This window comes from Chlorobiota bacterium (assembly GCA_016710285.1).
In the GTDB taxonomy this organism is placed as follows: domain Bacteria; phylum Bacteroidota; class Ignavibacteria; order OLB7; family OLB7; genus OLB7.
In genome coordinates this window covers 3,801,417-3,821,651 of the sequence record JADJXR010000001.1, presented here as the reverse complement: position 1 = coordinate 3,821,651, position 20,235 = coordinate 3,801,417, and the positions used below count along the sequence as shown (strand labels likewise).

The following is a 20,235-nucleotide window of genomic DNA, read 5'->3' as shown; positions in this document are numbered from 1 at the left end:
AAGCAATGAACGTGCTTCTGGTTGACGACGAGCCGAATATCGTAAAAACGATTGCTATTAGCCTTTCGGCAATGGATTTGCAAGTGGAGTCGTTTGTTCATCCACGGCAAGCATTGGAGTATGCAAGAAGCTCTCCGAAATTCGACATCGCATTCCTTGATCTGAAGATGTATCCAATGGATGGCATCGAATTAATGGAGGAGTTGCTGAGGATAATGCCGAAGCTAACAGTAGTGATTATCACCGCTCACGGAACGGTGGATACTGCTGTGAAGGCGATTAAGCGGGGCGCGTTCGATTACTTGCAGAAGCCGTTCGATCTTGAGCAGCTACGGCTGTTTATCAACGCTGTGGTTCATTATCACCGATTAAAAACGGCGGCAAATCATTCTGAGCAGCCGGCGGTGTATTCCAAAGATATTATCACTCAAGATGCAAGAATAGTGGAGTTGTTGACGCTTGCTACCCGCGTTGCGGCAACACCATTAACTGTGCTAATCGAAGGGGAAAGCGGAACCGGAAAAGAGTTGTTTGCAAAGCTCATCCACGAGCGCAGTTTGCGAGCTTCGGAGCCGTACGTGAAGGTGAACTGCGCTGCAATCCCCGAAAATCTGCTGGAGTCAGAATTATTTGGCCATATCCAAGGCGCATTTACTGGGGCTTTAAAGGATAGAGTTGGAAGGTTTGAGGCAGCCAGCGGCGGCACGATTTTTTTAGATGAGGTTGGCGAACTACCATTGCCGCTGCAATCGAAATTGTTGCGCGTGCTGCAAAGCCGTGAGTATGAGCGGCTTGGAGAAAGCAACACCCGGACGGTTGACGTGCGGGTTGTTGCCGCGACAAATCGCGACTTGGCTCAGGAAATACAGTTGGGGAATTTTCGTGAGGATCTTTTTTACCGTTTAAACAGCGTCCGCTTGAAAATCCCACCGTTGCGCGAGCGTAAAAAAGACATCCCCATACTGGTAGCGCATTTTCTACAAAAATACGGTTCCCAAAAGTCTGCTACGCTAACGGTCAGCAGCGATGCAATGGATGCCTTGATGAAGCATGAGTGGAAAGGGAATATCCGTGAGCTTGAAAATGCAATTAGCCGTGCGGTGTTTTTGGCTGTGGGATCGGAAATCAGAGTTGATGATTTACCGGATGAACTGCGGCTGCTTGCCAAGCATAACCACGCCAACGAACAAGAGCATGGGCAAACATTGGAGGATATTGAGAGGGAGCATATTGCCCGTGTGCTTGCCGAGGCAAAAAATTATGAGGAAGCCGCTAAAATCTTAGATATAGACACCGCCACTTTATGGAGAAAACGCAAAAAGTACAATCTGTAGAGATGTGAGTTATCGGTGAGCCGCTGGTAAATCATCAAGTTGGATGCGGTGGACATGATGAAGCGTTCGTCCCAAGAACCGCTCGCCAACTTCAATGAACTTGAGTGGGATGTCTGTAAGGTAGTATTCATACCGTGGGAGGGATGTTGAGGAGTTCAGCATCCCAGATGATTGCAGCAGTCCCAATGCTTCTTGGGCGGTTGCAATTCCAGGATCAATCAACGTCACGGCGGGGCCGCAGACCTCGCTAATGCTGGGTTGCAATAGGGGGTAGTGGGTGCATCCAAGAATGAGGGTGTCAATGGACTGGCGGAGCAAGGGGTGCAAGTATTCGCGTGCAAAGATCAAAGTTCCGGGGTGGTAGGTATGGCCTTCTTCGGCAAGGGTGACGAAGAGCGGGCACGGTTGGGCAAGGACGGATGCGGTAAATGATAAATCCGTTATTGCATTCTGATAAGCTAACGACCTCACAGTACCCTGAGTACCAATGACCCCCACCACACCGTTCTTCGTTGCTGCCACGGCTGCTGCCGCGCCTGGCCGAATCACACCAAGCACTGGAACATCGGATGCCAATTGCACCGCTTGAAGGGCAACTGCCGATGCCGTATTGCAAGCAATGATAATCAGCTTCACCCCTTGCGAGCGCAAAAAGGCAGCGGCCTCAAGCGAGTATCCAATCACTGTTTCGGGCGATTTGGTCCCGTATGGAACGCGGGCGGTATCGCCGAAGTACACGATGTTCTCATTCGGCAGGATTCGCATCACTTGCCGGGCTACCGATAGCCCTCCGATGCCAGAATCAAACAACCCGATGGGGGAGAAAGGAGTGTGCATCAGTTGCGGTTGGTGGTGGTTGAATTTGCCGACCGAGTAGTATCAGCTTGGCCATGGCGGATTTGCTTCCATAATGCTTCGGCATTCGTCGTGGCTGCGCTGGCAGGTGAGCAGTTTGGGCACTGCGATGGTGCCGTATGGCAATGTCCACAATCCGACAACGACCCCTTAACGCCGCCATTTGCCAGAAAACGCGATTCATCGGTCATGTTGCCGTAGCTGCTGTACTCGCTTCCCGGCCCGTGACAACGCTCGCACCCAACTCCTTCGGTAATCATCATCCGCTCAGCAGAATTGACGGGTGGTCGCGACGCAGTGGTGTGGCAGCGGTAGCATTCGGCGGAATCGCCTATGCCGGGATTCCTGGACAATTCTTTGCTCATGACCTGATATGCCAACGCATGCTTGCTGTGAACCCAAACATCAAAAACATCCCCAGACCGCGATGACGAATGGCAACTTTGGCAGGATGCAACTCCCACATAGGAGGGGGATGCGATTGGGGCATCGCGCAGCAGTTTGTAGGCAACAAATGCGCCAATCGCCAGCGAACCAAACCAAAAAATGTAGCTTACGCGCAGCAGCATGAAACGAAGATACGAAATCGCCATTCCGAACCGATTCTACCAATCCAATCCATGCTTGCTTTTTCTTGAGACAGTGCTATATTGCGCCCCCTTTTGCAGGATCGGCGTGTTTTAGCAGCCAAATAGCAATAGAGCAAAGCAGTAGCATTTCGGACCACTTACTTCTTCAGAAGCCATGACGGACAACGGAACAACCACAGCAACTGAGGCACAAAACATGCCAGATGTTGCCGAAAACGATGCGGTCGCAGTACCAGAATCTACCCAAGCAACGGAAACAACCGCAGAAGCAACATCTGCACCTTCGGAACAACCGCAGCCAGCCGCCGCAGAAGCGGTAGCTCCTGTAGTGGCTGCGGCGCAAGCCGAAACAGCCCCCGAAGCTGCTCCCCAACCTCCTGTAATTTCTGATACTCCCGAAGGTTCTTCCACTACGGTGGCTCAGGAAGCTGCACCGGCAGAAGGTAACGCCCAATCAACAGAGGAATCCACTCCTGCCGCCGCGCCAGCAGAAGAGCCGGAACAGCGTGGTGGTCGGCGTGGCAGCAAACTTCCTGAGGAAGAGCAACGTGCCCTCTGGGCCGAACTTACCGAGAAGAAAAACAAGCATGAGGAGATTGAGCTTACGGTCATCTCGCACAACCGTGGTGGGGTGGTTGCTGGCTATAAAGGGCTTGAGATTTTCCTTCCAATGTCGCATTGGAGCTTGGATCGTGCCGTTCCGAACCCAACGATTGACGCAATCCCGGGCGAACCATTCAAGGCAAATATTCTGGAGATAACCGAGTTTGAAACGGACGCACGCCGCATAACCGCGACCCGCCGTTCCATCCTTCGTCGCTCGTTGATGGATTCCTTGGAAGTTGGCCACCGCAGCACCGGGGTCGTAACATCCGTCCTGCATTTCGGAATCTTCGTGGATATCGGCGGGGTTGATGGAATGGTGCATGCTTCGGAAATCAGCTACGACCGAACCAAACAACCATCCGAACTTGTCCGCAAAGGGCAACGGGTGGAGGTCATCATCAAGGAAATTGACCGCCAGAAAAAACGGATATACTTAGGGATGAAGGAGTTGCTCCCTTCACCCTGGGGCGGTGCCGACGAACGCTTTCAAGCTGGTTCGGTCTATCCCGGAAGGGTCGTTGGCCTTAGCCAAGTTGGAGCATTTGTGGAGATTGCCCCAGGTATCGAAGGCTTTGTTCGCCTGCGTGAGTTCTCATGGACCAAACGAATTCAGCACCCCAGTGAGATGCTGAGGAAAGGTGCTGAAGTCAACGTGAAAATCCTAGAGATCAACGCAAAGCGGGAACGGTTAGCACTCAGCTTGCGCCAAGCTGGCGAGAATCCCTGGGAGACCCTGTCCCAAAAATTTGCGCTGGGAACCAACTGGGAAGCACAGGTGAAAGAAATCTCCAGCAAAGGCGTGGTGGTGACGGTTGAAGATGTTGAAGGGTTCCTGCCACGCGGGCGAATGGGGCGTGCTGCACACCGCTTGTCCGAAATGAAAGCTGGCGAACAGCTCCCCGTTCACGTTGTAGATATTGACCCAGCAAACCAATCGCTCATCTTTGGGCTTGTTATTGAACATGATGACAGCGCACCGGAAGAAGAACCTGTGCGGCGTGAAGGCGGATTCCGCGGGCGCGAAGGTGGGGGAAATCGTGGCGAGCGTGGTGAAGGACATCGGCGCGGAGAGGGTGGGGGCGGGCGGCGTGAAGGTGGGCGCGATGGAGGCGGACGGCGTGACCACCGCGGCGACCGTGGTGAGCGCGGCGACCGTGACCGCCCAGTTGCCCCGCCACAGCCACCGCAGAACGAGCTGAAAAACTCCAAGCTGATCGGCAACTTCTCCATTGGTGACCTTTTGGGCGAAGCTGTCAAAAAGCAATTGAACTACGATGAGCCAGCACCGCAACCGGAAGTAGCTCCTGTTGCAGCAGCTCCAGAAGCTCCGGCAGCCGTACCAGCTCCGCCGCCGCCAGCAGCTCCTGCTGAAACTCAGCCCGAGGCCGTAGCCGCCGCCGCACCTGCGCCAGCGGATGCGCCGGAAGCACCAGCAGCAAGCGAAGAGTCTGGGCAGTCGTAATTGGCCGCACATGCGTGCCTGCCCAGATGGCGAAATCGGCAGACGCATCAGACTTAAAATCTGATGGTGCGTAAGCACCGTGCGGGTTCAAGTCCCGCTCTGGGCACAAGAAGCACAACAAGTCATGTACAAAGAAGCGAGGTATCAGCAATTTGCCGATACCTCGCTTCTTTTTTATCGCGTAACTATGCGGCGCGTGTTTACCTCACCACCGTCATCCACTTCTCCATCTGGAATCGCCCGATTTGCAGCCGATACAGATACCGCCCGGAGGGGATATTGCTCACGTTCACCGGTATCCGATGCTGCCCGGCTTGCACCGTCTGGCTTAGATACTCACCCGCAAACCTGCCATCGGCGGAGTAAAGCCGGAGCGTTGCGTACCCCTGGATTGGGGTGGTGAAGGTGACGGTTGTTCCACTGATGGCTGGGTTCGGTGCGTTTTGCTCCAACACCATTCCGGCCATTACCGCATCGTCGGCGTAGTAGGAGGAGGAAGTTTTGAACAGAGGGAGCTTTGTGAAATCCCCAAGCAACGCATTCTTCGCGTCGGCATTGGTTAGCCCCATCCAATCCTCCAGCACCGCAGCATAGACCTGCCGGAAATCCACGGTGTATTGAATATCACCCCGGCTATCAAGGTCGGTAAGGTTTGGATTCCCGCCATAGATTTCCCCACCATTCACAGAGTTCCCGAACACAAACAGCGGAGCCGCCGCGCCGTGATCGGTTCCGGCTGAGCCATTTTCGTTGACCCGCCGCCCGAACTCGGAGTAGGTGACGCACGTCACCCGGTTGGCATTCCCGCTTGCGGTGATGTCATCAAAGAAACTCTTGATCCCACGCGACAACCGGCCCAGCAATGCTGCCTGCTGCGCCAACTGTGCCGAGTGGGTGTCGAACCCGCCCAGCGTCACCACAAAGACAGTGGTTCCAAGCCCGCCATTGATCAGCCGTGCCACAACTTTCAACTGCGAGGAGAAGTTGTCGGCGTCGTACTGTGCGTTGGTTGTGCTTCCCAGCATCGCTTGGTTGATCGCAGTCGAGAAGGTGTTCGATTGCTCAAGGATTTCCCGAACATATTTCAGTTCCGGCCCAGCAAGCGTTGCGGGGACTGGGGAATCACTGCTTCCAAGCCCTTTGGCCAGATTGTAGAAACGGTCGGGATTATCAATCGCGATGCCGGTGTTCCCTGCTTCCCCTTGCAACAGCAGGGAAGTGCTGGACGACACCTGAATTGCAAACGGAGCGGTTGGAAGCTGGGCCGGATATTCTGGATGTGCGTTCTCGATATATCGGCCAATCCATCCGGTGAAGAGAACTTTCTCAGCATCGGAAGCGGAGTTCCAGATGTCCGTCGAGCGGAAGTGGGAGCGATCTTGGTACGGATAGCCCACATTGGAGACCACCGCAGCGGTTCCCGCTTTGAACATATCATGCACCGCACCCATGGAAGGGTGCAATGCCAAATCGTTGTTCAGTTTCAGCACCTGGTCCGTGGGGAGCTTGATGTTTGGGCGAGCCTTGAAATAGAGCGGATCGGCATAGGGGACAACGGTGTTCAACCCGTCGTTTCCACCATTCAGGTTTATCAGAACCAGGATTCTATCCGATGCAGCCGAAGGGCGGGCAAAGAAATGGCGAGCCAGCGGACGTGCAAACAACCCGGTGGAAGCCAGCGGTATCAGCGTTCCGGCTTGAAGAGCGCGTACAAGGAATTGTCGGCGTTTCATAGTTGGTCAGTGTTGGCTTTGTGGTTTGTGTGCGGTTACATCAACTGGAATTCGGCCAAACTTGTCAGCCGGACTAAGCAGGAACGGATCTTCTGGGCCGATTGCGCAGGCTTCCATTCGTAGTCGAACCCGCCGCCAAGAAGCTCGGCAAGCAGAACCTTCTTGGTTTCCTCATCCAGCGGGACAGGGAGGAGGAGCGTGATAAGGTTATCGAGCACTTTATGGACATCATCGGCATCGGGCAGGGAAGTGATAAATGCAACCGGATCGAATTGGTACGGCAAGGAATTCGGGATCGGTTCCACCCACATCTTGGCGTAGCGGACGCGTAACGGAGCCGTGACGCTGCTGATCCATGTTCGCCCGCCTGGCCACCCTTTCACGTTTGGCGGATAGAACAGCCATTGCGACAGATACCACATCACGGTGATGGGATCGTGGGTTTCGGGGCGGTCAACCGCACGATTGCTTGAAGCCATGGTTGGCTGCAGGTTAAAACCACGCACCGAAGCAAGCATAAAATCAGCAGGGCTTTTGATTAATGCCCCCATCACATTCTCATCGAAGAAATGCTCGCTGCTGAGAAGTGCCTTCAACACTGCTTTTACCGACCAGTTATTCTCCACCAACGTCTGCGCCATTGCGGCCACAATCTCCATGTTCGGCTCGTGGTGAACGAAGGTTTGGTAGAGTTTCGAGCAAAGGAAGACCGCCGAGCGTGGCTGCTGGACATCTTTATCAACTTGCTCGAAGATCAGGTCAATAACATCTGCCTCGGCTTTTCCTTGGATCCCGTAGCCAGCAGATTTCCCGAAGATGGTTTTCATCGAGCTATCAAAACTTGCGGGATTGAACCGCACCGATAAACGGTCGGGGGTCCAACCGGTTAAGGCGCGTGCAAGCTCGATGATGTCATGTTCGGTGTAATGTGGCGTTCCATCGGCGTAGAACCCTGTCCCGATTGCGAACAATTCCAGCAGCTCGCGTGCGTAGTTCTCGTTGGGATTTCCCGCCTTGCTGACGTATCCATCCAAGTAGATCAGCATCGCAGGGTCAATGGTCACACGCTTTGTCAGCTCCTTGAAGTCCCCAAACGCGAACTCCCGGAACAGCTGGTTCTGGATATACAGGTACTGGGTGTAATACACCACTTGGTACTCGCTCACAAAATGGTTGTGCCAGAACAGCACCATCTTTTCGCGGAGCATATTTTTGGGGTCGGCCATCAACCCAAACCACCACTCCTGAAGCTCCCGTAACCATGTGGCATACTGGGCACTTGCGGCGTTGCTGTTCTGGAAATAATCTTGGCTAACCCAGTTTCCTGGGGGAGAAGGAAGCGGTTCTGAGGAGAGCAATCCATCAACGATTGCCCCCGGGGAAAGGGCAAGGGCGTTTTGGATATCCCCCCAATTGCAGCCAAAGCCCGCACGGCGGAACAAGTGCGCCGCACGTTGGGCATTCCACGGCTTTTCGGCACGTGGCACGTAAGGTTCCAATCCGCCGGCAGCAAGAAGCGAGGCTCCTTGCTTGGAAGCAGGCGTGTTATTGGTGAGCGTTGTTGGTAAGGGGAGCGGCGGGCGTTGTGCAGAAAGGAATTTGCGGCGATCCATAGCTGTTTTGCGTTGAGTTCAAGACAAGGACGCGGGAACTTACGCCATATCATGGTTGTAAACAACCGGTTTTCCTTCCAACCCTTTCAAAAAAAGGGGTGCAAAGAATTGCCTTGCTTGGTTAGCAGAATGTTCGGCATTGTTGCGGCAGCCCAACAGGTTTGGATATACCGAGGCGATCAAGTAGTTTCGCCCGCTTGAAAAGCCTTGAGCGGGTATCGTTAGTATCCAATAGCATACGATTGTGAGCAGCTGGTCAACACCACAAACCGAGAGCGACCTGCAGATTCAGCAGGAGTTCAAAGCATCAGGAATGTTGCCGAAGCACGTTGCCATCATTATGGACGGCAATGGCCGATGGGCAAAAGAGCAACGGCTTCCGCGCGTATCGGGGCATCGTGCCGGGGTGGATTCCGTCCGTGATATTGTCCAAGCCTGTGGGCAGCTTGATATCCCGTACCTGACGCTGTACGCTTTCTCCACCGAAAACTGGAAACGCCCCAAAAGTGAAGTTTCCGTTCTCATGGATCTGCTGATGGTCTATCTGCGCAACGAGCTTGAAGACCTTCACCGGAACAACGTCCGGCTTAGCGCGATTGGCCAGCTAAACGCACTTCCCAAACCGGTGCAGAAGCAACTCCATTCCAGCATGGAACAGCTTGCGGGAAACACAGGGCTGAATCTAACGCTGGCTCTTAGCTACAGCGGGCGGTGGGACATCGTTCGTGGGGTGCAAACGTTAGCCTTGGATGTCCGCCGGGGAAAACTTTCGCCGGAAGATATCACCGAGGACTTATTCCGAACCTACTTAACAACCGCAAGCCTTCCCGACCCCGACTTGCTGATCCGCACCAGCGGCGAAATGCGGCTAAGCAACTTCCTGCTGTGGGAAATGGCCTACGCAGAGCTTCATATTGCCAGCGTCTTCTGGCCGGAGTTCCGCCGCGACCATCTCTATCAAGCCCTCAGCGATTTCTTGCAACGGGAACGCCGCTTCGGGAAAACCAGCGAACAGCTTACCGACAAAGAAGTCCCTGCACGCTCGTACGTTCAAAAGATCATTGATCTGATAAAACGGCCATAACACCCATGATTCTTACCAGATCGTTGATTGCAACCAGCTTGGCAATGTTGCTGACCCATCAGCTTGCCAACGCACAAACACCGGAAGCCACGCCACAATCGCTTCGTATCCGCGACATCCGCGTGGAGGGGAACGAGACCGCAAGCGCCTCGGCAATCATCGCCTACTCCAACCTCCATATCGGCGATGTTATCGCCGCAGGAAGCGAAGCATTCCCCAAAGCCATTAAAAATTTGATGGATCGGCGGCTGTTCAGTGACGTTAAAATCTACGTGGAGGATATGCGGGGCGATGAAGGGGCAATCGTTATCAGCGTGAAAGAGTACGGGCGCGTTGGCGCAATCACCTTTCAGGGGAACGATGAGTTCAGCCAGAAAGACTTGGAAGCCGTCACCACCATTCGCACGGGCGACATCGCGTCACCGTATGAGATTGACCGATCACGCGCCAAAATCCGCGCAAAGTATGGCGAAGAGGGCTACCTTTTCACCAAAGTAAAAGTGGAAACGACCCCATCCGAAGAGGATGGCCGCAATAACCTCACCTTCCAAATTGAAGAAGGGCCGGAGGTAAGCATCGGGATCATTACGATCAACGGGAACTCCGCAATCCCTGATGATGACCTGAAAGGTGCGATGAGCGAAGTGAAGGAGAAATCGTGGTGGCAATTCTGGCGTTCTTCCGGTTTCGACCGGAAGAAGCTGAAAAAAGATGAGGAGTTGCTTGTGGATTATTACCGCACGCGTGGCTTTATCAATGCTTCGGTTCTCTCCGACTCTATTTCCATTGACCCAACCACCGGAAAAGCCGACGTTGACATCACTGTCTCGGAAGGTCGGCAAGTCTTTTTGCGGAACGTGGCTCTTGCTGGGAACACCGTCTATCCTTCGGCAACGCTTCTCCGCCGCCTGGATGTTGACACAAACGCCCCCTACAATCAGGTGCGGCTGGAAAAAAATCTGAATGGGAACGAGGATCAGACCGACGTCCGTTCGCTCTATCTTGATAACGGTTATTTAACGTTCAACGCACAGTTAAGCGAGCAACCGGTCAGTGGTGACACGGTGGATGTTCTGATCAAAATGGTGGAGGGGAACCCTGCCAATATCCGGTACGTCACAATCAGCGGAAACACCCGCACGAAGGATAAAGTGATCCGCCGGGAATTGTTCACCCACCCTGGCGATGTCTTCAGCAAAGCATCGGTGATCCGCTCGCTTCGCAATCTTGCCAACCTGAACTACTTCAACCCCGAACGCCTTGAACCAGCCGTTCAGCCAGTTGATGCCACAACCGTTGACATCACCTACAAAGTAGAGGAACGCCCCAGCGACACCTTCAACGCATCAATCGGCCTTAGCTCGCAAGGGCTAACGGGAATGCTTGGTGTCTCCTTCAATAATTTCTCCCTCACTGAACCGTTGCAGGGTGGTGGTGGGCAAATCCTGAATTTTAATTGGGAGTTTGGCTCCTACGTCACAACATTTTCTCTGGGATTAACCGAGCCATATCTGTTCGATTGGCCGGTCACGCTGGGGTCAAGCGTTTTTTATCAGACCCAAGATCTAACGACCGTCAGCACCAGCGAGAACAAACTGCGCCGCGCCGGGCTTTCGGTGACAGCTGGATGGAAACCGGGGTGGCCCGATGATTTCTTCCGCACCGACATGGTGGTCCGCTTCCTTCGCAACGACATCAGCGGAACCAGCACCTACTACCGGAACGGAACGGAATTTAGCTCAACGCTCAGCGTCTCCCGCTCCAGCATTGATAATCCGGTATTTCCCAAATATGGCTCCCGCTTCACGCTTAGCTCAACCGTTGCCGGGCTTGGCAATGCCGAGTACGTCAAGCCGGAACTGAAGCTGGATTTCTACTCACCCATTGTTGACGTGACAGAATCCAACAGCCTTGTCTTCTACTTAAGCAGCGAATTCGGCTACTTATATAATTATGGAGATTTTGCCAACATCCCACCGCTTTCGTTATATGCGATGGGGGGGACAGGGCTTACGGCACTGAATTCCGTTCCATTACGCGGCTACGAAGACCGCTCAATTGGCCCAATCGGTGGCGATGGAATTCCAGTTGGCCAGGTCTATAATAAAATCGCAACCGAGCTTCGCTTCTCGATAGCACTCAACCCCATTCCCATTTTCGTGCTGGCATTTGCCGAGGCCGGAAACGTCTGGTCAAACCTTAGCGAGGTTGACCCGTTCAACCTGAAGCGTTCGGCTGGCTTTGGGATTCGAGTGATGGTTCCTCCGGTAGGAATTTTAGGATTTGATTATGGCTACGGATTCGACCCCAGCGGCTCAATCCAACGCCCGGGCGTAGTTCCCGAGCGTTCGGGCTGGCAATTCCACTTCCAGTTTGGCAAGTAGAACGTAGAGATAGAACGAACGCAACCGATACAACCGTTTTAACTGACCTTTCACAGCAACAAAACCGTATGACGAACATCGCTTTGCGCACACTTGGTTGTGTGCTTTTCTCACTACTGGTCCTGCATCCTTCGGCAGCCAACGCGCAACTGCGCATCGGTTATGTCGAGACTGAGACGATCATCAGCACCCACAAGGAATTTAAGGCTGTTGAAGCACAGCTCCAGGTTTATCGGAAACAATTCGAGGATACGCTGGGGATGCTGAAAGCAAAGTATGACCAAGAGTTGGAGGACTACCAGAAAAAGCAGGCCACAATGGCCCCCGATGCCAAGCAACAGCGTGAAGGGGAAATCCTGCAATTGCGCGATTATATCTTGCAGTACCAGCAGGCAAAATTCGGACAACAGGGTGACATCCTTGCAAAACAGAACGAACTGCTGATGCCACTCCGCGAAAAAATCAAGAAGATTATCGCCAAAGTTGCGAAAGAAGAAAAAGTGGCAGTAGTGTTCGAAAACAGCAACTTGGTCTATATTGACCAAGATCCAAAAACTACCGTCAACATCACGTTTAAAGTTCTAGACTATTTAAGCCGTGAATCCCAATAACCTTTTTCGCGCAATGCTTGCAATTGTGGCCATCACTTCCGTGATGGCCACCAACGCATACGCCCAAAAAGTTGGCTATGTAGCAAGCGATCTTATCCTGCTTAATTTACCGGAAGCCAGCGCGGCCCAAACCCGGCTGGGCGAAATCCAAGCCGGATGGCTTCGCGAAATTGAGCGGATGGAAGGGGAACAGAAAAAATTGCGAAATGAGATCGAGACCAACAGGCTGATCTGGAGCCAGCAAGAACGGAAAGATGCCGAAGCCAAGCTGGCGAACGTCCAAGCCCAGCTTACCGAATTCCGCAGAACGAAGTACGCTCCCGGCGGAGAATATGAGAAGCTGCAGGCCGAAATTATGAAGCCGGTGTTCGACAATATCACCCGCGCTATCGAAGAAGAAGCAAAATCGCAGAAGATGGACATCGTCTTCGATAAAAGCTCCACTTCCGCCGCAATTTTTTATGCGAACCCCCAGGTTGATTTGTCAATCGCTGTGCTAAAGCGATTGGGGGTCAGTGCCGATGCAATTAAGCTGCCAGAAGGTGTTGAAGTAAGCAGCAGCACCGATAAAAGCCCATCGTTGGATCCCAACGAACTGCTGAAAGATTTGCAGAAAGGGGTCAATATTGACCCAAATAAAATCTTAAATGGTGAAGGGGAGCGCACCAGTCCGTAGAATCATCTAAATATGATGACAATCCAAGAGCTTGCCGAACTCCTTCACGGAGAAATCATTGGAGACCCACAAACGGAAATCCGTGGGATCGAAAAGATTGAATATGCCGAAGCTGGGCACATTTCATTTATTGCAAACCAGAAATACCTACGCTACGAAACACAAACGCTTGCTTCGGCCCTCATTGTCTCCGCAGCGCACACTCCGCAGCGCACAGATATAACCTATATCCGCACTGGCGACCCTTACGCTGGATTTGTACAGCTTCTAAGAGTTTTCTACCCAAACCAAGCAACATACCCTGCTGGCATTCATCCTTCAGCAGTTGTTGAAGGCTCCACTATTGATCTCGAGGCGTACATCGGTCCAACAGCTGTGGTTGGCGAAGGCTCCGCCGTTGGGAGCAAAAGCCAGATTCATGCTGGTGTCGTAATTGGCCGAAATGTTAGTGTCGGCAAAAATTCCACCATTTATCCTAACGTTGTCATTTATGATGGCTGCTTTATTGGCGATAATGTTGTTATCCATTCAGGCACGATTATCGGCTCCGATGGCTTTGGATATTTGCAGCGGCAAACGCATTGGGAAAAAATCCCTCAGCTTGGAATTGTGACTATCGAAAATGATGTGGAAATCGGCGCAAACTGCACGATTGACCGCGCCACAATGGGGGAGACGCGCATCTGCACAGGAACGAAAGTGGATAATTTAGTCCATATTGCTCATAATGTTATTGTGGGTGAGCATACGGTGATAGCCGCGCAAAGTGGAATTTCCGGCAGCACTCGATTAGGCAAATTCAATATGCTGGGGGGACAAGTAGGATTGGTTGGGCATATCACAACCACCGATAATGTGATTGTGGAAGCTCAATCAGGTGTCAGCAAGAACATCTCGAAATCTGGCAGGTATTTTGGCCACCCGGCAAAAGAGCATGGACTGGCCTTGCGCCAAGAAGCAGCAATTCGGCAATTACCCGATGCATTAAAAGAAATACAAGAACTGAAAAACAAGCTGCGTGAGCTTGAAGAAAAATTAGTGTTGAAGCAGACCGATTAACGTAGCTTTAGACTGAAAATCATGAAAACAACACAACACACCATTGCTTCCCCGGTCAGCTTCAGCGGCGTTGGATTGCATACTGGTAATCCTTCCACCATTACCTTCCGCCCGGCACCGGAAAATCATGGATTCCGATTTCTGCGCACCGACCTTCCCGACGCACCGGAAGTCCCAGCCGATGTTGATTTAGTCACCGATGTCTCGCGCGGGACAACTCTTTCGCGTGATGGAGTTAGCATCCACACCGTCGAGCACGTTTTGGCTGCACTGACCGGCTTGGAAATAGACAATTGCTCCATTGAACTTTCCAATAACGAGCCTCCAGTTGGCGACGGCAGCGCGATGCCGTTCACCGAAGTTTTAATGCAAGCAGGAATTGTTGACCAGCAAACCCCTCGGAATTTTATTGTTGTAGATTCGATTGTTAAATATGCGAATGAGGCAAAAGGGGTGGAGATTACCGCGCTTCCTAACCAGAATTTCCAAATGACGGTAATGATAGATTACCGCAATCCGGCACTGGGTCGCCAGCATTCCGGGCTTCTGAATTTGGAGTCGGAGTTCGTAAAAGAGGTTGCCCCCGCACGCACGTTCTGTTTTTTAACCGAAGTGGAATGGCTGCGGAGCGAAGGGCTGATTAAAGGTGGGCGGCTTGACAATGCAATCGTTATTGTTGATAAAGATGTTGATCAAAGTGAGATCAACGAGATGTCGCACCGTCTGGGAATTGATGGGTCGGTGGTGCTGGGATCCACAGGGGTGCTGAATAATGGCTCCATGCGTTTTGTGAACGAACCAGCCCGCCACAAACTTCTTGATTTATTGGGCGATCTTGCGCTTGCTGGTGCCCCGGTAAAAGCCCATATCCTTGCCGCACGGCCTGGACACGCCAGCAATATTGAGTTCGCTCGGAAAATCAAACGCGCCGCAGAAAAAAGCAGGGCTGCGCAAAAAAAATCCCCTCCGATGGATATTCGCTCAATCATGAATATCCTCCCGCATCGCTACCCATTCCTGTTAGTTGATAGAATTTTAGATGTTGACCTTGAGGCGAAAAAGGTAATCGGGCTAAAAAACGTTACCATCAACGAACCATTTTTTATCGGACACTTCCCTGAACAGCCCATTATGCCCGGAGTGCTGATTGTGGAAGCTATGGCGCAGACGGGGGGAATATTGCTGATGCAGGATATGGGAGGAAATGCGAAGCAAAAGTTGGCATTATTTATGGGAATCAATAACTGCAAGTTCCGCAAGCCAGTATTGCCGGGGGACCAGCTCCAGTTTGAGGTTTCCTTGAAATCGAAGAAATTCAACACGTATCTTTTCTCTGGACGAGCAACCGTAAACGGTACGCTGGTTGCAGAAGCAGAACTAACCGTAGCCGTCGGCGACAGAACCAATCCAAGTTGATGCAAATGCAAAATCCAACCATCAACCACCTTGCTGTTGTTCATCCCGATGCGTCTATCGGCGATAACGTTATTGTTGAACCGTTCGTGGTGATCGAGGAAAATGTTGTTGTGGGGAATGGAACTCATATCCAAGCCCACGCCCACATTAAATCAGGCACACGGATTGGGGAGGACTGCAAAATATTTACTGGCGCGGCACTGGGCGCAACCCCGCAGGATCTGAAATTCGCTGGCGAAGAGTCGGTGGTGATTATTGGCGACAGAACGGTGATTCGTGAATACGTCACTGTTCATCGCGGCACCTCGGCAACGGGAAAAACAGTTGTTGGAAATGACTGTTTAATTATGGCCTACTGCCACGTGGCTCACGACTGCATTGTGGGGAACAACGTTATTCTTGCGAACGCCGTGCAGCTTGGCGGCCATGCCGAAGTTGGCGATTGGGCTATTGTTGGCGGATTAACTGGCGTTCACCAGTTCGAAAAAATTGGCAAACACGCGATGGTGGGGGCGGGGTTCCGTGTGATGAAGGATGTGCCGCCATTTGTTCGTGCCGGGCATCATCCGCTATCATTTTCCGGCGTTAATACTATTGGGCTGCGGCGGCGCGGGTTCACCGAAGAATCCATTGATGTTATCACCGAATCATACCGTATCCTGTATCACGCTGGCCTTAATATCACCGATGCAATCGAGCAGCTTGAACGCGATTTGGGAGCGCATCAAGAAGTTCAAGACATTGTCGAGTTTATTAAACGAAGCACTCGCGGCATTATTCCTGCCCGGCGTGCGGGTTAGTGGAATCACCCCAAATAGCGATTCATTTCAACAACGATTTTCTCTGCTAACCTGCACAATTCTGGCCTTGCCGAGCCATCGGTCATTGGCAAATAATGTTCGCGGGTTTCTTGAATATAGGAGAATGGGTTGCGCTTCAGATTGAATTGAATGCAGCGCGTGTTGTCCAAACGATCCGCCAGTTTGATAATTTGACATTCAATCGGCCCTTCCTGAATTCTTTGGCGATACTCCGTGTTAATTGCCAGCTTTTCCGCTTCATCCTTTACCCGCACCTGCTTGGTCAATATCTCCACCCAAGAACTCACATCGGATCCAAAATTATACTCCAAAATCTCGTGGTTTAGAATGTCTGAATCTTCCAAAGAGTCGTGCAAGATTGCGGCGATGATAAGATTCGGATAGGTGACATCTAGCTCGTGGGTAAGTATTTTCACCACCCGCGTACAATGCCAGAAATAGGGCGTTCCATCATTCCGTTTTTGATAGAGATGGATGTTTTCTGCCATTTCGTAAGCAGAACTAACCCGCAGCCAGTCAGCCGGAGAAATATGGGCTGCAATCTTGGTTGCTAATTCTTGCAACGGCAGCCATGTTCGATTGTAGCTGGTGTCGAATTTTGGCTGAGTCATCCGTTCGTCGCCGATTTTCGTTCGTTAAATTGGTGATCCTTGTAATCAACAAACAGATGCTTCACCCTGTTGCGCTGGTACTTTCCGGTTGATGTTACGGGGATGTCTTCTCCAAAAATCACCACTTTCGGAGCCTTAAACGCCGGCAAGCGAAGGCGGCAGTATTCAAGTAATTCCGCTTCGGTCAAGGTGTCGTCGCACGGCTTGACGTACGCCCCAACTTCTTCCCCGTACATATTATTTTCGAACCCGACGGCGATCCCAGCCGCAACTTTTGGGTGCGAGTTTATTACTTCATCTATTTCTAACGGGGAGATATTCACACCACCGCGAATAATGAGTTCTTTTAGCCTACCAGTGATGAAAAAATATGGACGTTGGTCGCTATCTATGGTGCTATCCATCACCATAAATCCTTCGTCGCCGCTGCGGAACCAGCCGAACGTGAACGCTTTTTGGTTGGCATCATCATTTTGGAAATACCCCAGCATAACGTTGTGCCCACGAATTACGATCTCACCACGCTGGCCCGGCGGAACCGGTTGGCCATGCTCGTCATGAATCGCCATTTCATTCTGCGGAATTGCAACGCCGATGCTTGGATAACCATACTTCTGCATCCATTGCTGGTGCTGGTTGGCAGGTAAATCAGTTGGGAGGAAGCAGGAATAGCAGGTGGTTTCCGACAATCCGTAGCCGTGAATAATCGGGAAACCGAACCGTGCCTCGAACCGCCCCGCAAGCTCGCAGGTTAATGGGCCCGCACCGCAGATAATATGCCGGAAATGCTGAAGATCATATTCAGCATGGTTGATTCCCGCCTCCAATAAAAACGCCAATAATGTTGGCACCACCGAAACAATCGCGACTTTTTCTTGGGCGATAATTGGGAAGAAATGCTGCGATTGGAATTTCCGGCAAAGCACAACGGATGCACCCGCGTACATCGGTGTCACCAGCGTTACGATTGTGCCGTTCACATGGTGGATGGGAAGCACGCACATCATCACCGTTGCGGGGTTAATTCCATGCCATTGGGAAATCCCTTCGGCATCGGCAAACAGGTTCCCCTGGCAAAGCTGGACCCCTTTCGGGACTCCCGTTGTGCCGCTGGTATAAACAATTAAGCAAGGGGATTCAAGGCAATCGGCGGCGTGTGGAACGTGAGGGGAGTCCGACTCCAACAATGCTTGGAATTGGTCGCGGCTCCCTCCGCAATGGATCATCTCCGCCGAATATTCTCCATTTTTCAGAATTGCCTCAAGCCGCTCGGCATATTCCTCCCGAACGAATATCAGTTGGCTTTGGGAGTTTTTCAGGATAAACTCAATCCGCGCATCATCCTCGCCGGGGTTAATCGGGACAACAACCGCGCCAATCCACCAGGCCGCAAAATATTGGATGACGGTCTGGGGGTGATTATGCCCAAATGTGGCAATCGCATCTCCACGCCGTATCCCTTTTTCCACCAGTGCAGCGGCAATGCTGGCAACGGCATCCTTGAACTGGAGGTAGGTGTATCGCTGCTGAATAACGCCATCTTCGGCAAAGGAGAGATAGAGGTGATCCGCTTGTGCGATTGCCTGCTGCACCAGCATTTCGCCAACGGAAGTGAAACGGATGTGGCTTGGGGATAGAGCTTCCCCCTGCACCGTGCGTGCTTCTTGGATTAGGGTATTGATTTCCATGTGTGCTGTGTCGTTGCGCAGTTGCCGCTTCTTCATAACTTTGGCGGCCATGACTGAAACCAATATACAAGAAAAGATAGATGCCATTCTTGCCGGCAATAAGCGGCAAATCACCCGCGCCCTTTCGGTGGTGGAAAACGAAGGGAGGGGGTGGGTGGAGCTTCTTTCGGCACTCTATCCGCGCTCGGGGAACAGCTACCGGATCGGCATCACTGGACCACCTGGGGCTGGGAAATCAACCATTACCCAGCAGATGATCCGCCACTACCGCGCAGCCGGAAAACGGGTGGCGGTGATTGCCATTGACCCAACATCTCCATTCACCGGTGGGGCAATTCTTGGCGATCGGATCCGAATGCAATCGGAGACGCTGGACCCCGACGTCTTCATCCGCTCGATGGCTTCCCGGGGAAGTTTGGGGGGGCTAAGCGGGAAAGCGCAAGAACTGGCCGATGTGCTGGCCGCAAGCGGATACGACATCATCATTTTTGAAACCGTGGGCGTTGGCCAGTCGGAACTGGACATTGCGAAGGCCGCCGACACCACAATCGTTGTGCTGGTGCCGGAATCGGGGGACTCGATCCAAGCAATGAAATCTGGGCTGATGGAGATTGCCGATATCTTCGTGATGAACAAATCGGACAGGGATGGCGCGGACCAAGCGGTGGCCGCGCTGAAAACCATCCTTACTTTCAAAATCACCCACGACCCCGCGCAGTGGAATCCCCCAGTCATAAAAACAATTGGAATGACCGGCGAAGGAATTTCCAAAATTGGTGAGGCAATCCAAGCGCACCGCGCACATGCCCAGGAGCACGGAACGTTCCAGGAACGGCGGAAAAATCGGGAGGAAGAGCGGATTGTTGAAGAAGTTGAGAACCGCCTGCGCCAGCGTTTTTGGACCGCTGAACGAAGAAATGATCTTCGCGCCCAGATTGAGCTTGTCACGGCCTACTCACAATCGCCAACCGGTGCGGCAATGGCGATTATCGAGGGGGTTGGAATCGCCCAGTAGCTTCCCCGGGGACGCAAACTGGCGAAGCATCATCCAGAAAACCGTTTCCTCACATCTCTTCCAACTTTCCTACTAACGCCATGGAAATCGCTAATCGGCATATCGAGCAGGTTATCCAGCAATACATCCGCCAGTTTATCGAATCGAACAAGGCGGGGCAAATCGTGCATTCGTTGCTGACCCAAGCAGGGGTTGGTTTGCGCCCTTCGATAGATCATCTATCAATCCGCACGTTGGATGTGCAGGAGCGGGCGCTGGAGTTTGAGGCATTGGGATTCAGGTTCGATACGAACTTGGGAGTAATCGAGCGGGATTCATGGTGGGCAAAAGTTTACCGGAAGCCCGGGTTCCCACCGATCTACCTTGACCAAGCATTCAACGATACGCGTGGGGTTGGCTCCCCAATCCCTGATTGGGTTCGGCGGTTTACCGACGCAGGACTTCATCACCTTGCCGTTGTGGTGGAGGATATCGAAATGGCAGTCCAACGGTTTACCGAGCATGGAATCTCCTTCGAGCATGAGGTTTCAGGAATGCCCAATGTCCCTTTCCGCCAAATCTATTCTGTCCCAGAGCTTGTGGATGGAGTCCCACATACGGTGCTTGAAATTGTGGAACGGCGTTGGGGATACACCGGCTTTATTTCCCCGCTTGCTGGTGTGTTGTAGAAACATTCA

General features: G+C 52.4%; 17 protein-coding genes and 1 tRNA gene. 12 read left to right on the top strand and 6 right to left on the bottom strand.

Going from position 1 to position 20,235, the window contains the following annotated elements; genetic code table 11:
- The first annotated feature begins 5 nt into the window (after positions 1-5).
- On the top strand, positions 6-1,334 hold the full coding sequence (locus IPM61_14205; GenBank protein ID MBK8912467.1) for a sigma-54-dependent Fis family transcriptional regulator: 1,329 nt from the start codon (positions 6-8) through the stop codon (positions 1,332-1,334).
- 9 nt (positions 1,335-1,343) lie between these two features.
- Here IPM61_14205 and IPM61_14200 read toward each other — a convergent pair whose 3' ends face one another.
- Entirely contained in the window at positions 1,344-2,171 is an 828-nt protein-coding gene (locus IPM61_14200; protein MBK8912466.1) for a glutamate racemase, read from the bottom strand.
- Positions 2,171-2,782: a hypothetical protein gene (locus IPM61_14195; GenBank protein MBK8912465.1), complete on the bottom strand. Its 612-nt coding sequence runs from the start codon at positions 2,780-2,782 to the stop codon at positions 2,171-2,173. Before IPM61_14195 ends, IPM61_14200 begins: the two co-directional genes overlap by 1 nt.
- A 412-nt stretch (positions 2,783-3,194) precedes the next feature.
- Between IPM61_14195 and IPM61_14190 the strand changes: the two genes are divergently transcribed.
- Positions 3,195-4,847, top strand: a complete 1,653-nt coding sequence (locus IPM61_14190; GenBank protein MBK8912464.1) for a 30S ribosomal protein S1 — start codon at positions 3,195-3,197, stop codon at positions 4,845-4,847.
- Between the two features lie 20 nt (positions 4,848-4,867).
- Positions 4,868-4,953: transfer RNA gene (locus IPM61_14185), tRNA-Leu, on the top strand.
- Between the two features lie 94 nt (positions 4,954-5,047).
- Here the strand turns inward: IPM61_14185 and IPM61_14180 are convergent.
- Positions 5,048-6,580, bottom strand: coding sequence for a DUF1501 domain-containing protein (locus IPM61_14180; protein ID MBK8912463.1), 1,533 nt, complete (start codon positions 6,578-6,580; stop codon positions 5,048-5,050).
- A 35-nt stretch (positions 6,581-6,615) separates the two neighbouring features.
- Positions 6,616-8,193 (bottom strand): DUF1800 domain-containing protein, encoded by a 1,578-nt coding sequence (locus IPM61_14175; GenBank protein MBK8912462.1) that lies wholly within the window; start codon positions 8,191-8,193, stop codon positions 6,616-6,618.
- 244 nt (positions 8,194-8,437) lie between these two features.
- Between IPM61_14175 and IPM61_14170 the strand changes: the two genes are divergently transcribed.
- The 7 genes from IPM61_14170 (at position 8,438) to lpxA (ending at position 16,223) form a co-directional block, all read left to right on the top strand.
- Positions 8,438-9,277 (top strand): isoprenyl transferase, encoded by an 840-nt coding sequence (locus IPM61_14170; protein MBK8912461.1) that lies wholly within the window; start codon positions 8,438-8,440, stop codon positions 9,275-9,277.
- A 5-nt stretch (positions 9,278-9,282) separates the two neighbouring features.
- Entirely contained in the window at positions 9,283-11,661 is a 2,379-nt protein-coding gene (gene bamA, locus IPM61_14165) for an outer membrane protein assembly factor BamA (protein ID MBK8912460.1), read from the top strand.
- 68 nt (positions 11,662-11,729) lie between these two features.
- Positions 11,730-12,272: an OmpH family outer membrane protein gene (locus IPM61_14160; protein ID MBK8912459.1), complete on the top strand. Its 543-nt coding sequence runs from the start codon at positions 11,730-11,732 to the stop codon at positions 12,270-12,272.
- A 13-nt stretch (positions 12,273-12,285) separates the two neighbouring features.
- Entirely contained in the window at positions 12,286-12,948 is a 663-nt protein-coding gene (locus tag IPM61_14155) for an OmpH family outer membrane protein (protein MBK8912458.1), read from the top strand.
- A gap of 12 nt (positions 12,949-12,960) precedes the next feature.
- Complete coding sequence (gene lpxD / locus IPM61_14150) at positions 12,961-14,007, top strand: UDP-3-O-(3-hydroxymyristoyl)glucosamine N-acyltransferase (GenBank protein ID MBK8912457.1); 1,047 nt, start codon at positions 12,961-12,963, stop codon at positions 14,005-14,007.
- A gap of 21 nt (positions 14,008-14,028) precedes the next feature.
- Entirely contained in the window at positions 14,029-15,423 is a 1,395-nt protein-coding gene (locus IPM61_14145) for a bifunctional UDP-3-O-[3-hydroxymyristoyl] N-acetylglucosamine deacetylase/3-hydroxyacyl-ACP dehydratase (GenBank protein MBK8912456.1), read from the top strand.
- Positions 15,424-15,428: 5 nt separating this feature from the next.
- Positions 15,429-16,223, top strand: coding sequence for an acyl-ACP--UDP-N-acetylglucosamine O-acyltransferase (gene lpxA / locus IPM61_14140; GenBank protein ID MBK8912455.1), 795 nt, complete (start codon positions 15,429-15,431; stop codon positions 16,221-16,223).
- Between the two features lie 5 nt (positions 16,224-16,228).
- Here lpxA and IPM61_14135 read toward each other — a convergent pair whose 3' ends face one another.
- Together IPM61_14135 and IPM61_14130 are read right to left on the bottom strand one after the other, a co-directional pair.
- A complete protein-coding gene (locus IPM61_14135) occupies positions 16,229-16,855 on the bottom strand; it encodes a bifunctional (p)ppGpp synthetase/guanosine-3',5'-bis(diphosphate) 3'-pyrophosphohydrolase (GenBank protein ID MBK8912454.1) in 627 nt (208 codons plus the stop codon).
- On the bottom strand, positions 16,852-18,543 hold the full coding sequence (locus IPM61_14130; protein MBK8912453.1) for an acyl--CoA ligase: 1,692 nt from the start codon (positions 18,541-18,543) through the stop codon (positions 16,852-16,854). The genes IPM61_14135 and IPM61_14130 overlap by 4 nt, the downstream gene beginning before the upstream one ends.
- 49 nt (positions 18,544-18,592) lie before the next feature.
- On the opposite strand from IPM61_14130, the gene meaB reads away from it, so the two are divergent.
- Together meaB and IPM61_14120 are read left to right on the top strand one after the other, a co-directional pair.
- Entirely contained in the window at positions 18,593-19,558 is a 966-nt protein-coding gene (meaB, locus tag IPM61_14125) for a methylmalonyl Co-A mutase-associated GTPase MeaB (protein ID MBK8912452.1), read from the top strand.
- An 80-nt stretch (positions 19,559-19,638) separates the two neighbouring features.
- Entirely contained in the window at positions 19,639-20,226 is a 588-nt protein-coding gene (locus IPM61_14120) for a VOC family protein (GenBank protein ID MBK8912451.1), read from the top strand.
- Positions 20,227-20,235: the final 9 nt, after the last annotated feature.